We start from the raw sequence: 14285 nt of genomic DNA on the forward strand, positions 1-14285 counted from the left end.
GACGTCAGCCTTTCGGTATCAGGGTCAACAGCTCGCGCCGCAGCAGCTTTCCGGTGGGCGTGTACGGCAACTCCTCGCGGAAGACGACCAGGTCCGGCGTCCTGGAGCCGCGCAGCCGGGAACGCACCCAGCCGCGCAGGTCCTCGGCGTCGACGGCCGAGCCCTCGTGGACGACGACGAAGGCCGCGATCCGCTCGCCCCACTCCGCGTCCGGCACCCCGACGACGGCGGCCTCGCGCACCGCGGCATGGCGCAGCAGGACGTCCTCCACCTCGGCGGGAGCGATGTTCTCGCCGCCGCGGATGATCGTGTCGTCGGCACGGCCCTCGACGAACAGATAGCCGGCGTCGTCGAAGTGGGCGAGGTCCCGGGTGTGGAACCAGCCCTCCGCGTCCAGCGGCGCGGCAGCCCCCTTGTACTCGCCGGACACCTGCGGACCACGCACCCACAGCTCGCCCGAGGCCCCGGCGGGCAGCACGGCCCCGGCCGCGTCCCGGACCTGCGCCTCCACGCCCGGCACCGTCCGGCCGGCCGAACGGAGCCGGGCGCGCACCGCTGGATCGCCGGAGGACAGGGCGGCGCGGTGGTCGTCGGGACCCAGCAGCGCGATGGTGGAGCTGGTCTCGGTCAGGCCGTAGGCGTTGGTGAACCCCGTGCCGGGGAAGGCCCGCAGGGCGGCCTTCAAAACGGTGTGCGGCATCCGGGCACCGCCGTAGGCGAGCGCCCGGAGCGTCGGCACCTCGGCCGGGCGGCCGTCCAGGTGCTCGACGAGGCGGGCCAGCATGGTCGGTACGACCATGGCCGAGGTGACCCCCTCGCAACGGACCAGCTCCAGCCAGGCTTCCGGCGCGAAGGCGCCGAGGTGCACCATGCGGCGACCTGCGTAGAGACTGCTCAGCACGGAGCCGACGCCGGCCACGTGGTACGGCGGGACCGAGGCGAGGACGGTGTCGTCCGGGGCGGCGGAGGCGAACTCCACGGTCCCCAGGACATAGCTGGTCAGGTGCCGGTGACGGAGCACGGCGGCCTTGGGTGCGGCGGTGGTTCCGCTGGTGAACAGCAGCACGGCCGGGTCGTCGGCCGCACCCTCCAGACCCTCGGCAGGCGCGGCGGCCAGCCCCTCGGCCAGCAGGTCCTCGGTACTGCGCACCTCCAGGCCCGCCCCGGCGAACACCCCCGCGAAGTCCTCGTCCGCGACCACCAGCGGCTTGTCGGTGTGCTCCAGCAGACCCGTCAACGCCTCCGCCGAAAGACGGTAGTTGACCGGCACTAGCGGTACGCCCGCCAGTGCCGCTCCGAACAACAGCACCGGAAAGGCAGGGCTGTTGACCCCGACGAACACCAACTCCCGTGCCCCGGACCGATGGACGGCAGACGCGACCTTTGCAGCGCTGTGCCGCAGCTGCGCGCAGGTGGTCCCGGCGCCACGCGGCCCGATCGCCACCCGGTCCGGATCGCCGGTCACGGCCATGTCGAGCAGCATCGCGATGTTCACGGCACACCCTTTCTTCCACTCCCCGTCTGCGAACGATATTCTACGTATGGGGAAACTACATTCTCCATAGCTGTGCTGTGTGTCAGGGGGCCACATGGATTTCGAGCTGACCGAGCAGCAGGAGGACATCCGCCGGGGCGTCCGCGAGCTGGCCGCCTCCTTCGGGCCCGACTACTGGGCCAGGCAGGACGAACGGGCCGAGTTCCCCTGGAGTTTCTACGACGCCTTCGCCAAGGCCGGCTGGCTCGGGATCGCCGTCCCCGAGGAGTACGGCGGCGGCGGACTCGGCGTGCTGGAGGCCTCCCTCCTGCTGGAGGAGGTGGCCGCCTCGGGCGCCGGCATGAACGGTTGCAGCACCATGCACCTGACCATCTTCGGCCTCAACGTCCTGGCCCGGCACGGCAGCGAGGCGCTCCGCCGCGAGGTCCTCCCGCACGCCGCCACCGGAGACCTGCACGTCTGCTTCGGCGTCACCGAACCCGACGCGGGCACCGACACCACCAGCATCGCCACCTTCGCCCGCCGGGACGGCGACCACTACGTCATCGACGGCCGCAAGATCTGGATCACCAAGGCGGGCGACTCCCAGAAGATGGTTCTCCTCGCCCGTACGACCCCGCGCGACCAGGTGGACAAGCCGACCGAGGGCATCTCGGTCTTCCTGGTCGACGTCGACCGGACGGCAATGGACATCCGGCCGATCCCCAAGATGGGCCGCAACGCCGTCGCGTCCAACGAGATCTTCATCGACGGCCTGCGCGTCCCAGCCGGCGCCCGCATCGGCGCGGAGGGCGAGGGCTTCCGCTACCTGCTGGACGGGCTCAACCCCGAGCGCATCCTGCTCGCCCACGAGGCCCTGGGGCTGGGCCGGGCCGCCCTCGACGCGGCCACCCGGTACGCCCGCGACCGGGTCGTCTTCGGCCGTCCCATCGGCCAGAACCAGGGCATCGCCTTCCCGCTCGCGGAAGCCCTCACCCGACTGGACGCCGCTCGTCTGATGGCCCGTAACGCCGCCTGGCGCTACGACCGGGGGCTGGCGTGCGGCCGCGAGGCCAACATGGCCAAGTTCCTCTGCGCCGACGCCGGTTTCCAGGCCGCCGACCGGGCTGTGCAGACGCTGGGCGGCATGGGGTACGCCCGCGAGTATCACGTCGAGCGGTACTTCCGTGAGGCACGGCTGCTGCGGCTCGCGCCCATCAGCCAGGAGATGGTGCTGAACTACGTGTCCCAGCACGTGCTGGGACTGCCCAGGTCGTACTGACCCGACCAGCCCGCGGCCGCCCGTCAGTCGCGTTCCCCCGATGTGCCGAGGGCGGCTTCGGTACGCACCGGTCGGGCGGCCGGCCAGGCACCCGCGGGCAGCAGGAAGCCCGCGTCAGGGCGGACGCGGGCTTCGGCCGGGTGCCCGAAAGGACCGGGCGCCTGCGCGCCCGGGCCCGGAGGAAGCTTTCTTCAGGATTCGCGGCTGGGATCGCACAGCACCATGACCGCGCGGGCGACGAGTTCCCCGGCGCCGCCCAGTTCCCGGCGGTAGCGGCCGGTGATGCCGCGTACGGTCTCCGCGAAGGCCGGGTCGGCGGCGCGGGCGCGGGCCGGGGGCGGGAGCTCCTGGGCCATCGCGCGGCGGCGGGCGAGCAGCGCGATGATCTCCTCGTCGAGGCGTTCGAGCCGGGCGAGTGACAGATCCGCCGTCGCATCGGTAGCGGGGTTCGTCGTCACTAGAGATCTCCGTTCTCCGAGGACGGTTCCCGGTCGTGGTTCCCGTCCGCCTTCATCGCAGGTGGTCCTTCATCACTTTGCCCGTGGCGTTCAGCGGCAACTCCTCTCGGAACTCCACGGACCGCGGCACTTTGAACCCGGCCATGCGCTCACGGCTCCAGGCGATCAGCTCCGCCTCGGTCACCGGCCCGTGCCGGACGACGAACGCCTTGCCGACCTGACCCATCCGCGCGTCCGGCACGCCGATCACCGCGACTTGGGCGACCGCGGGGTGGCCGAGCAGGAAGCCCTCGATCTCGGCCGGATAGGCGTTGAAACCGCCGACGAGGAACATGTCCTTCTTGCGGCCCACGATCCTCAGGTGCCCGCGCTCGTCCAGGCTTCCGAGGTCGCCGGTGTGCAGCCAGCCGTCCCCGTCGATCGCCTCGGCAGTCGCCTCGGGGTCGTCCAGGTAGCCGCGCATCACGCTGTAGCCGCGTACCAGTACCTCCCCGTCGTCGGCGATGCGGATCCGCACGCCGTCGCAGGGGGTGCCGACGGTCGTCGCGATGTCCTCGAAGGAGTCACCGGGGCGGGACGCCGTCACCGTGCCGGCCTCCGAGAGGCCGTAGCCGGTCATGATCGACCGGAACGGGAGCTCGTCGCTGATCCGGCGGATGAGGTCGACCGGGATGTCGGCCGCGCCGGTGACCGCGCACCGCAGCGAGGACAGGTCCCGGTCGCCCTTCGCCCGGGCCTCCAGGAGGGAGTGGTAGAGGGTGGGCGGCCCGGGAAGCATCGTCACCCGCTCCCGTTCGACCAGATCGAGCACCCGGTCCACGTCGAAGACCGGCACGGGCAGGATCGTGGCCCCCCGGATCAGGGAGGCGATGCACCCCGCCTTGTAGCCGAAGATGTGGAAGAACGGGTTGACGATCAGGTAGCGGTCGCCCTCGCGCAGATCGGCCAGGTCGCACCACTCCGCGTACAGGCGCAGCGTCTGGGCGTGTGTCATCAGCACGCCCTTGGGGCGGCCCGTCGTCCCCGAGGTGAAGACGATGTCCGCCACGTCGTCGGCGCTCACCTGCCTCTCGAACGGCGAACCCGCCGCCAGGAAGCCGGACTTGAGGTCGATCACGGGCACGCCGGGCGGCCCGTCGAACTCCCGTCCCAGGAACCCCTGCTGGACCAGCACCGCCCTGGCTCCGCTGCGTACGACGATGTCGTGCGCCTCGGCCTGCTGGAACCGGGTGTTGACCGGGACGAGCACCCCGCCGGCGGTCAGCAGCCCGAACGCGGCCACGATCCACTCGGCGGAGTTGGGCGCCCAGACCGCCACCCGGTCGCCCCTGCCGACCCCCAGCGCGGCGAAGGCGCCCGCCGCCGCCCGTACCCGCTCGGCGAGTTGGGCGAAGGTGAGGCGCAGCGGGCCGTCGACGACCGCTTCGGCGTCACCGAAGCGGTCGGCCGCGCTGAGCACCATCCGGGGGATGGTCTCCCACGTCCTGCGAGGGGCCATGTCAGGCAGGGATCAGCCGGGACAGGTTGCCGCCCATGATCTTCGCCTGGTCGGACCGGCTGAGGCCCTGGATGGCGTCGACGTACGAGGTCGGCTGGGCCAGCCCCTCCGGGTGCGGGTAGTCCGAGCCGAACAGCACCCGGTCGACGCCGATCAGGTCGACCAGCTCGCCCAGGTCCTCCTCGTAGAACGGGCTGACGTGGATGCTGTTCCGGACCGCCGCCACCGGGTCGCCGAGGAACTGCTCGGGCATCTTCTTGTGGACGTCGGCGAGTTGGTCGAGCAGCGGCGCCACCCAGGAGGAGCCGTTCTCGATCAGCGCGATCTTCAGTTCCGGGAAGCGGAACAGTGCGCCGTGGCACACCCAGGACGCCACCGCGTCCTGGATCGGCCGCCACTCGCTCACCTGGCGGAAGGCGTTCGACTTGAACGGCAGCATCTCGGCGGTGGTGCCCTCCCAGTCGTTGGCGTACCGGGAGTACCCGCTGTCGGACGAGTGCATCGCCACCAGCACGCCGGTCTCCACGACCCGCTTCCAGAACGGGTCGAACTCCTCGAGGGCGAAGGACCTCGAGCCGCCGTACCCGGGCACCGGGGCCGGCCGGACGAGGATCGCCCGCGCGCCGCGCTCCACCGCCCAGTCGAGTTCCGCGATCGCCTTCTCGACGATCGGCAGGGTGATCACCGGGGTGGTGAAGATGCGGTCCTTGTAGCTGAACGACCAGGTCTCGTGCAGCCACTCGTTGAGCGCGTGGATGACGGCGTGGATCAGCTCCGGGTGGTGCCGCATCCGCTCCTCGATCAGGCTCGCGAGCGTCGGGAACATCAGGGTGCGCTGCACGCCGAGTTCGTCGAGCAGCTCCAGGCGCGGGCCCGGTTCGCGGTAGGCGGGGATCGAGCGCATCGGTTCCCCGAAGATCTCCCGGCGGGTCTTGCCGTCCGGGTTGCCCACCCGGAAGTACTCCTCCATCGCGCCGGGGCGGGCGACCACCTCGAAGGTGGGGTTCGGGATGTACTCGCTGATCCGGCCGAGGATCGCGATCTTCGTACGGCCGCGGACCTGCACGTACTCGATGGCTCCCGCGTACTGCTTCGGGAGGAACTTGGTCAGCGCCTCCTCGGTCTCGTAGAGGTGGTTGTCCGCGTCGAAGAGCGGATACGGCAGCGCACGCGACGACATGAGACCCTCCTTTGCGAATTTAGAGAATCGTATTCTCTTCAGGTACGGGTGGCAATGTCCTGCCGGAGCCGGAACTTCTGCACCTTGCCGCTCGCCGTCCGCGGGAACTCGTCCACCTCGTGCAACTCCTCAGGCCACTTCTGCCGCGCCAGCCCCGCCCGCTCGAAGTGGGCGCGCATCTCGGCCAGGCCCGGCAGCGGGTGGCCGGGCAGCATGCGCAGGAACCCCGCCGCGTGTTCGCCGAGCCGGGTGTCCGGGGCGGCCACGACCGCGGCCTCCGCCACACCGGGCATCGTGAGGAGCACCTCCTCGACCTCGACCGCGCTGATGTTCTCGCCGCCCCGGATGATCAGGTCCGCCTTGCGGCCGGTGATCGTGAGATAGCCGTCGCCGTCCAGCTCGCCGGTGTCGCCGGTGCGGTACCAGCCCTCCGCGTCGAACGCCCGGGCCGTCAGGGCCGGATCGGTGTAGCCGAGGCACAGGTCCGGGCCCCGGCTCAGGATCTCGCCGTCCCCGGCCAGCCGTATCTCGACGCCCGGCAGCGTGGTGCCGTCCGTGAACAGCCGCTTGGGCTCGGGGGCGTCGTGCCGGGACGAGGTGATCGAGGGGTGCTCGGTGCTGCCGTACGCCCGGAACACCCGGATCCCGAGGCCGGCCAGCCGGGTGGTGAGGGCCGCCGGGACGGACGCGCCGCCGAGCCCCGCGTAGCGCAGATACCGCAGATGGCCGGTGGTGAAGTCGGGGTGGTCGAGGAGGCTGGTGACGTAGTACGGCGCGCCGCCCCCGATGTGGAGTCCGTGGCCCGTCATCAGCCGCAGGGCCGCGGCCGGGTCCCAGACGTCGGTCAGGTTGACGGGGGTGCCGTCCAGGACGGGGATCAGGAACGCGTTGACCATGCCGATGAAGTGGCCCACGGGGGCGGCGGTGAGCTGGCTGCCGCGGTCGGGAGGGTAGCTCGCGGCGAGCTGGCGGGTTTCGTGGCCGAGGGTCTGATGGCTGTGCACGACACCCTTCGGGTCGCGGGTGGTACCCGAGGTGAAGGCGATCAGGGCGGGGCCGGCGGGGTCGGCCGGCAGTGACTCCGGCAGCGGTTCGTCGCTCAGCAGCTCCTCGAAGTCCCGGCCCACCACGCCCACCACCGGCACGTCCGCGCACAGCTTTGGCCGGAACTCCAGCCGGCCGAACCGCTCGGCGGTGACGAAGACGCGCGGCCGCGCGGAGTCCAGGATGTAGCCGACCTCCTTGCCGCCGTAGAAGTGCACGATCGGGACGACCGCCGCCCCGAGGAACGCCGAGGCCCAGAACACCGCGGCGGCCTCCATCCAGTTGGGCAGCTGGAAGGCCACCGTGTCGCCGGGGCCCACCCCGCGCTCCCGCAGCCCGCCCGCGAGCCTGCGCGCGACCTCCTCGACGTCCCGGAAGGTGCCGGTCCAGGGCCGGGCGGCGGAGTGCACCCGGAACTCGGTGTCCGGCGCCGCCGCCAGACCCCGGGTCAGCAGCTCACCGATCGTCTCCCTGGTCCACCACCCCTCGGCCTCGTAACGCTCGGCCAACTCCACGGGGATCCTTCGCATCTGCGGCTACCTCCACTGCGACGGGCGGCTCTTCGAGGTATCGGGCTTGCGGCGATCAGCAGCGCATACGCTATTCTCGCTGGAGGAGAATGCCAATATCCGCTGAGGGGAATCATGTGATCGACCTCGAACTGGACGACGGCCTGGCCGTCCTCACGATCGACCGCCCCCACGCCCGCAACGCCATCTCGCTCGCCACGATGGACGAGCTGGACAAGGCGCTCGACGCGGCGGCGGGTGCGCGGGCGCTGGTGATCAGGGGAGCGGGGGACCGGGCGTTCGTCTCCGGGGGAGATCTCAAGGAACTCGCCGCGGTGCGCACCGAGGACCAGGCGGCGGCGATGGCCCGGCGGATGCGGGGCGTCTGCGACCGGATCGCCGGCTTTCCCGCCCCCGTCGTCGCGGCCCTCAACGGCCACGCCCTGGGCGGTGGCGCGGAGGTGGCCGTCGCCGCGGACATCCGGGTCGCGGCCGACGGCATCAGGATCGGGTTCAACCAGGTGACCCTCGCGATCATGCCCGCCTGGGGCGGCGCCGAGCGGCTCGCCGCCCTGGTCGGACGCGGCAGGGCCCTGATGCTCGCGGGCACCGGCGCCGTACTGAACGCCGCCGAGGCGCAGCGGCTCGGACTGGTGGAACGGGTGGTGCCGCGCGCCACCTTCGAGGCCGAATGGCGCTCGCTGGCGCGTTCCCTCGCCACCGGCCCCGCCGCGGAGATCAAGCGCGTGGTGGGCGGCGGCACTTCGGCGGACGAGGCGGTGCGCGCCTTCGCCCGGCTGTGGGCCGCCGACGCACACTGGGAGGCCGCGGACCGCGTGCTGAACCGCGGCAGGTGACCTGCCCGGCCCCGGGCCCGTATCGCCACCGCGACATCATCGGGTGCGCGGCGGACGGGAGCGCCGGTGCGGACGCGACGGGTGCGTCACCCGCGGTCCCCGTGCCGACCTCACGTGTTCCGGCCGCCGTTCACCCCGATCACCTGCCCGGTGATGTACCCGGCCTCCTCGGACACCAGGAACGAGCACGCGGCCGCGATGTCCTCCGGGCGCCCTGGACGCCGTACCGGTGTCAGCTCCGCGTGATGGTCCACGGACCCGCCGAGCAGACCCCGCTCCTCCGAAGAGCGCAGCATCGGCGTGTCGATGAAGCCGGGCGGGATGGTGTTCACCGTGATGCCCGACGGGCCGAGTTCCAGGGCCAGGGACTTGGTGAGGCCGACGAGACCCGCCTTCGAGGCCACGTAGTGCGCCATGTACGGCTGTCCCGAATGCGTGCTCGACGACGAGATGTTCACGATCCGGCCCCAGCCGGCCTCCCGCATGTCGGGCACCACCGCCTGGCAGAGGTAGAACGGGCCGTTGAGGTTCACGGCCAGGATCCGGTCCCAGGTCTCGTCGGTGATCTTCAGGAAGGGGCCGAAGCCGCTGACCCCGGCGTTGTTGACCAGCACCAGCACCGGCCCGCCCAGCGTGTCCCGGACCCGCCGCACCGCCGCGTCCACCTGCCCCCGGTCGGACACGTCGACGCCCCCGAAGGCGACCGCCTGGTGACCCTTGTGCCGTGACTCGTCGGCGACCCGCTCGGCCGACTCGGCGTCCAGGTCGAGCACGGCGGTGGCGAAGCCGTCCTCGGCGAGCCGCTGGGCGATGGCGCGTCCGATGCCCGAACCGCCGCCGGTGACGATCGCCGTGCGTCGCTCGCTCATACGACCGCCTCCTCGCCGAGCAGCGAGGTGCGGTGCATCAGCCGGGCGGCTGCCGGGCCGTAGGGCAGGGCCGGACATTCCTCCGCGACGCCCCGGTCGACCAGCCGGCTCCCGGAGAGCCCGGTGATCTCGACGCCGGTGGTGGGGGTGGGTTCGGTGACGGTGACGGGCATGGGGGTGCGGCCCTTCTCTCGCTGCGGCAAGGTCGGTCACGTCCTTCGCTCCGGTCGGCGTGCGGCTAGGTCACGGCCCCCGCGTCCTTCAGCGCCAGGATCCGCTCCCAGTCCAGCCCCAGCTCCAGCAGGACCTCCTCGGTCTGCGCCGCGAACTCCGGGGCGGGGCTCAGTCGCGGTGCGGTCACGTCGAACTGCACCGGATTCGCGGCGAGTTCGAGCTCCCCGGCCGGCACCAGGTACTCGTTCGCCCGGACCTGCGCGTCGGAACCGACCTGGAGGGAGTCCTGCACGGGCGCCCACGGCCCGGCCAGCGTCGCGAACCGCTCGGTCCACTCGGCGAGCGTGCCCGCGCCGATCACCTCACGCAGGATCCCGACGGCGTCCTCGGTGTGCGCGGCGATCAGCTCGGCGGTCGCGAACCGCGGATCCGCCGCCAGCTCGGGCCGCCCGATGTGCCGGCACACGTCCGCCCAGAACCTGGCCGGCTGCATCATCACGAACGCCAGACAGCGGTCGTCGGCCGTGCGGTACAGCCCGGACAGCGGGTTGGTGGGGGAGCCGTGCGATCCGGTGGGCGGCGCGACCATCGGCCGGTCGAGCCGGAGCGAGAGGGCGATCCCGTGTCCCAGCGCCCACACGCCGCTGCCCAGCAACGAGACGTCCACGACCGAGGATTCGCCGGTGCGCTCGCGCTTCAGCAGGGCCGCGGCGATGCCCCCGGCGAGGTTGGTGCCCGAGATCGTGTCCCCGTAGGCCGGTCCGGGCGGCGGGATCATGCCGGGAGTGCCGGGCGGCGTGAGGCTGGCCGCCGTACCGGCCCGGGCCCAGAACGCGGTCATGTCGTACCCGCCCTTGTCCGCCTCCCCGCCCCGCGGGCCGAGCGCGCTGCCCCGTGCGTACACGATCCGCGGGTTGACCTCGCGGATGTCGTCCACGTCGATGCCGAACCGCCGCCGCGCCGACGGCAGGAAGCTGGTCAGGAACACGTCCGCGCGCCGGGCCAGCTCGTACAGCACCTCCCGGCCCTCCGGCCGCGCCATGTCCAGGCCGATGCTGCGCTTGCCCCGGTTGGCGTGCTCGACGTTGGGGTTGGGATCGCCCTCCACCTTGAAGGTGCCGGTCTGCCGCAGCCCGCGCTGCGGATCGCCGTTGACCGCGTGCTCGACCTTGACCACGTCCGCGCCCCAGTCGGCGAGCACGGCACCGGCGGACGGGACGAACCCGTACATCGCCACTTCCAGGATCCGTATCCCGGTCAGCGGGCCGTCGCCGCTCATCCGGCCACTTCCCCTAAGAACCTGCGCTCCATGAACTCCTCCAGAAGACGGCGCGCGGAGCCGGCAAGCGGCCGGCGCCCTGTTCGGCAGGGGCGTCCCGTTGCCTCCCCGCCGACGGAAATTGAGTTCTCGATTTTGAGAACCATACCGGCGGACGGCTTGAAGGGCACCACCCGGGAACCGTACTCCTGCATCTGTCGCGCCGTGACACAAAGTCGTTACTGGGGACTTCCGGGTGCCGTTCGGTGAAAGTATGGTTCTCGCATCCGGAAGGGGGATTCTTGTGATCGGAGTCGTGGGAGCCGGTCGGATGGGCCTGCCCATGGTGCGCCGGCTCGCCGAGGCCGGTCACCAGGTGTGCGTCGTCGGCCGCTCGGACGAGACCCGCCTCGCCCTCGCCGGGGAACCCGCCGAGGTCGTCCACGAGATCGCGCGGGTCGGCGACGGCGCCGACACCGTGCTGGTGTGCGTCCGCACCGACGAACAGGTCCGCCGGGTGTGCCTCGGCAGCGGGCTGCTGGGCGCGATGCCGGCCGGCAGCACCCTCGTCGTCCACACCACCGGGAGCCCGGGCACCGCCGAGGCGATCCAGGATCAAGCCGCGCCCCGCGGTATCGGCGTCGTCGACGCACCGGTCAGCGGCGGTCCGCCGGACGTGGCGGCCGGCCGGATCACCCTCTACGTCGGCGGCGCCCAGGACACGGTCGCCCGGATCCGGCCCGTCCTGCGCGCCTACGGCGACCCGGTGCTGCACGTCGGCCCGCTCGGCGCCGGCCAGCGCGTCAAACTCGTCAACAACACCGTCTTCGCGGCCCACATCGGACTGCTCGCCCACGCCGCCCGGCTCGGCCGGGAGCTGGGCCTCGACGAGCCGCTCCTGCTGGACGCCCTCACCCACGGCAGCGCATCGAGCCGCGCGCTCGGCGGGGCCGTACGGCGCGGAGCGGTCGCCGCATTCGCCCGCTCCACAAGGGAGTTCCTCGGCAAGGACCTCGACGTCGTACGCACGGTCGCCGGCGAACTCGGCGCCGATCTCGGCGCCCTCGCCCCGGCCCTCGACGCCCTCACCGACCTCCTCGCCCCGTCGGGCACCGGCTGACACCGCCCGCCGGAGAGCAGCCACGCGCGGACCGGAGAACCACCACGGAAGAAGGGACACCGCCCATGGGACGAGTCGAGGGCAAGGTCGCGTTCATCACCGGCGCCGCCCGGGGTCAGGGGCGCAGCCACGCCGTACGCCTGGCCGAGGAGGGCGCGGACATCATCGCGGTGGACATCTGCCGCGACTTCGAGACGGTCCGCTATCCGATGGCCACCCCCGAGGACCTCAAGGAGACCGTCCGCCTGGTCGAGGAACAGGGCCGGCGGATCGTCGCCCGCCAGGCGGACGTACGCGACACCGCCCAGTTGCGCGACGCCCTGGAGGCGGGCCTGGCGCAACTCGGGGGAGTGGACATCGTGGTGGCCCAGGCCGGTATCGCCCCGCTGCGCGGCGAACCCAGGATGCAGGCCTGGTGCGACGCCATCGACGTCGACCTGATCGGCACCATCAACACCGTCCAGGTCTGTCTGCCGCACCTGCGTGAAGGCGCCTCCGTCATCGCCACCGGCTCGACCGCCGCCCTCATGGACCACGGCATCGTCGAGACCCCCGGCTCCAACCCGGGCGGCGCGGGCTACGCGTTCGCCAAGCGGGCCCTGTCGGAGTACATCCACGAACTCGCCCGCAACCTCGCCCCGTCGCAGCGGCGCGCCAACGTCCTGCACCCCACCAACGTCGACACCCGCATGCTGCACAACGAGTCGATGTACGAGTCCTTCCGGCCCGACCTAGCCCATCCCACCCGCGAGGACGCCGAGCCGTCCTTCGCCGTGCAGCAGGCCATGCCGGTCCCCTACGTCGAAGCCCGCGACATCAGCAACGCCCTGCTCTTCCTCGCCTCCGACGAGGCCCGCTACATCACCGGCACCCAGTTGCGGGTGGACGCCGGCGGCTACCTCAAGTGGTACGACTGGCGCCGCTGAACGCACGAAACCCCAGCTCAGCAGGGAGGCATACCGTGAAGGTCCGGGTCGATCCGGAGCGCTGCCAGGGCCATACGCTCTGCGCGATGATCGCTCCGAAGGCATTCCAGCTCGACGACATCGACGGCCACTCCTCGGCCGTGGCCGAAGAGGTCCCCGCCGACCAGGAGGAGCCGGTCCGGGAGGCCGCGCACTCCTGCCCCGAACGGGCCATCCGGCTCTTCTGAGCCGGCCGACTCCGCCGAAAGGAGGGCAGAGCCATGAGCGAGGCAGGCGACGACGAACGCAAGAAGCACCGGGTGCACTTCGACCGGCACACCCCGCAGTACCGCCACCGGTTCGAGGAGATCACCCACGAACTGCACGGCACATGCCCCATCGCCTGGACCGACGCCCACGGCGGCCACTGGGTCGCCAGCGGCAACCGCGAGGTCTTCGAACTGGCCCGGTCCGCCGAGTTCCTCTCCAACGACCACGACGTCAAGGGCGAACGGCGCGGATACAAGGGCATCACCATCCCCGCGCCGCCCCGCGCCCGCGAGGCACGGGGCGGGTTCCTGGAGATGGACCCGCCCGGCCAGCGCCACTACCGCCAGACCCTCAACCCGTACCTCTCCCCGGCGGCCGTCGCCCGCTGGATCCCCTTCGTCGACGAGGTGGTCCGCGCCTGCCTCGACGAGCGGGTCGAGGACGGCCGTATCGACTTCGTCGACGATCTCGCCAACATCGTCCCGGCCGTCCTCACCCTGGCGATGATGGGCATCCCGATCGCGGACTGGACGGTCTACAACGAACCGGCGCACGCCTCCGTCTACACCCCGCCCGGCTCACCCGACATGCCCCGGGTCGTGGAGTTGAGCCGCCACATGGGCCGCGGCCTGTACACGGCGCTCCTGGAGATCCGTGACAAGCCCAGGCCCGGTCTCATCGACGCCCTCGTCCGCGCGGAGATCGACGGCAGGACCCCGCCCGACGAGGAGCTGGTCGGCGTACTGGCCCTGTTGATCGGCGGCGGCTTCGACACCACCACTGCGCTCACCGCGCACGCGCTGGAGTGGCTGTCCGAGCATCCCGGTGAGCGGGAGCGGCTCAGCCGGGAGCGGGAAACCCTGCTGGACCCGGCCACCGAGGAGTTCCTGCGCTTCTTCGCCCCGGCTCCCGGTGACGGCCGCACGATCTCCGCCGACTGCGAGATCGCCGGGCAACGGTTCGAGGAGGGCGAACGCCTGTGGCTGTCCTGGGCGATGGCCAACCGGGACCCCGCCGTCTTCCCCGACCCCGACCGCGTCCACCTCGACCGCAAGGGCAACCGGCACAGCAGCTTCGGCCTGGGCATCCACCGCTGCATCGGCTCGAACGTGGCCCGTGCGGTGTTCAAGCGGATGGCGACGGCCGTCCTCGACCGGATGCCGGACTACCGCTGCGACCCCGACGGCACCGTCCACTACGAGACCATCGGCACCATCCAGGGCATGCGCCACCTCCCGGCGGCCTTCACCCCCGGCCAACGCCTCGGCCCCTCGCTCGACGAGACACTGGCGACCCTCCAGAAGGCCTGCGACGAACAGCGCCTCGCCGAGCCGGTGACCGTACGGCCGGGCCGGGACCGGACCACCGGCTGAAAGGGAGTCGCCCA

General features: G+C 71.8%; 14 protein-coding genes. 6 read left to right on the top strand and 8 right to left on the bottom strand.

Features of this window, described 5'->3' with window-relative positions; translation table 11 throughout:
- Positions 1 to 4: 4 nt before the first annotated feature.
- Positions 5 to 1495: a class I adenylate-forming enzyme family protein gene (locus ACFWXC_RS08565; protein WP_384475133.1), complete on the bottom strand. Its 1491-nt coding sequence runs from the start codon at positions 1493 to 1495 to the stop codon at positions 5 to 7.
- A 94-nt stretch (positions 1496 to 1589) separates the two neighbouring features.
- On the opposite strand from ACFWXC_RS08565, the gene ACFWXC_RS08570 reads away from it, so the two are divergent.
- The gene (locus ACFWXC_RS08570; protein ID WP_384475136.1) at positions 1590 to 2756 is read left to right on the top strand and encodes an acyl-CoA dehydrogenase family protein; all 1167 of its coding nucleotides are present in this window, start codon (positions 1590 to 1592) and stop codon (positions 2754 to 2756) included.
- Positions 2757 to 2947: 191 nt separating this feature from the next.
- Here ACFWXC_RS08570 and ACFWXC_RS08575 read toward each other — a convergent pair whose 3' ends face one another.
- From ACFWXC_RS08575 to ACFWXC_RS08590, 4 genes are read right to left on the bottom strand one after another with little or no spacing between them, the layout of a single operon-like run.
- A complete protein-coding gene (locus tag ACFWXC_RS08575) occupies positions 2948 to 3214 on the bottom strand; it encodes a hypothetical protein (protein ID WP_384475139.1) in 267 nt (88 codons plus the stop codon).
- A 52-nt stretch (positions 3215 to 3266) separates the two neighbouring features.
- Entirely contained in the window at positions 3267 to 4712 is a 1446-nt protein-coding gene (locus tag ACFWXC_RS08580) for a FadD3 family acyl-CoA ligase (protein WP_384475142.1), read from the bottom strand.
- 1 nt (position 4713) lies between these two features.
- Positions 4714 to 5892, bottom strand: a complete 1179-nt coding sequence (locus tag ACFWXC_RS08585; RefSeq protein ID WP_384475145.1) for an amidohydrolase family protein — start codon at positions 5890 to 5892, stop codon at positions 4714 to 4716.
- A 38-nt stretch (positions 5893 to 5930) separates the two neighbouring features.
- A complete protein-coding gene (locus tag ACFWXC_RS08590; protein WP_384475148.1) occupies positions 5931 to 7466 on the bottom strand; it encodes an AMP-binding protein in 1536 nt (511 codons plus the stop codon).
- Between the two features lie 116 nt (positions 7467 to 7582).
- Between ACFWXC_RS08590 and ACFWXC_RS08595 the strand changes: the two genes are divergently transcribed.
- Positions 7583 to 8302 carry an enoyl-CoA hydratase/isomerase family protein gene (locus ACFWXC_RS08595; protein WP_384475151.1) on the top strand — a complete coding sequence of 240 codons (720 nt, stop codon included), beginning with the start codon at positions 7583 to 7585 and terminating at the stop codon, positions 8300 to 8302.
- Between the two features lie 110 nt (positions 8303 to 8412).
- Here the strand turns inward: ACFWXC_RS08595 and ACFWXC_RS08600 are convergent, their stop codons facing one another.
- Genes ACFWXC_RS08600 through ACFWXC_RS08610 form a run of 3 tightly spaced genes read right to left on the bottom strand, consistent with a single transcriptional unit; the run spans position 8413 to position 10624 of the window.
- A complete protein-coding gene (locus tag ACFWXC_RS08600; protein WP_384475154.1) occupies positions 8413 to 9171 on the bottom strand; it encodes an SDR family NAD(P)-dependent oxidoreductase in 759 nt (252 codons plus the stop codon).
- Positions 9168 to 9374 carry a hypothetical protein gene (locus tag ACFWXC_RS08605; RefSeq protein ID WP_384475157.1) on the bottom strand — a complete coding sequence of 69 codons (207 nt, stop codon included), beginning with the start codon at positions 9372 to 9374 and terminating at the stop codon, positions 9168 to 9170. Before ACFWXC_RS08605 ends, ACFWXC_RS08600 begins: the two co-directional genes overlap by 4 nt.
- 35 nt (positions 9375 to 9409) lie before the next feature.
- Complete coding sequence (locus tag ACFWXC_RS08610; protein WP_384475160.1) at positions 9410 to 10624, bottom strand: CaiB/BaiF CoA transferase family protein; 1215 nt, start codon at positions 10622 to 10624, stop codon at positions 9410 to 9412.
- A gap of 283 nt (positions 10625 to 10907) precedes the next feature.
- Here ACFWXC_RS08610 and ACFWXC_RS08615 point away from each other — a divergent pair, with 283 nt between their 5' ends.
- The 4 genes from ACFWXC_RS08615 (at position 10908) to ACFWXC_RS08630 (ending at position 14271) form a co-directional block, all read left to right on the top strand.
- The gene (locus tag ACFWXC_RS08615) at positions 10908 to 11723 is read left to right on the top strand and encodes an NAD(P)-dependent oxidoreductase (protein WP_384475163.1); all 816 of its coding nucleotides are present in this window, start codon (positions 10908 to 10910) and stop codon (positions 11721 to 11723) included.
- Between the two features lie 65 nt (positions 11724 to 11788).
- Positions 11789 to 12649, top strand: a complete 861-nt coding sequence (locus ACFWXC_RS08620) for a mycofactocin-coupled SDR family oxidoreductase (RefSeq protein WP_384475166.1) — start codon at positions 11789 to 11791, stop codon at positions 12647 to 12649.
- 35 nt (positions 12650 to 12684) lie between these two features.
- Positions 12685 to 12876 (top strand): ferredoxin, encoded by a 192-nt coding sequence (locus tag ACFWXC_RS08625; protein WP_384475169.1) that lies wholly within the window; start codon positions 12685 to 12687, stop codon positions 12874 to 12876.
- A gap of 33 nt (positions 12877 to 12909) precedes the next feature.
- Positions 12910 to 14271 carry a cytochrome P450 gene (locus tag ACFWXC_RS08630; protein ID WP_384475173.1) on the top strand — a complete coding sequence of 454 codons (1362 nt, stop codon included), beginning with the start codon at positions 12910 to 12912 and terminating at the stop codon, positions 14269 to 14271.
- Positions 14272 to 14285 lie beyond the last annotated feature (14 nt).

Source organism: Streptomyces sp. NPDC058683, from assembly GCF_042716195.1.
Lineage (GTDB): Bacteria > Actinomycetota > Actinomycetes > Streptomycetales > Streptomycetaceae > Streptomyces.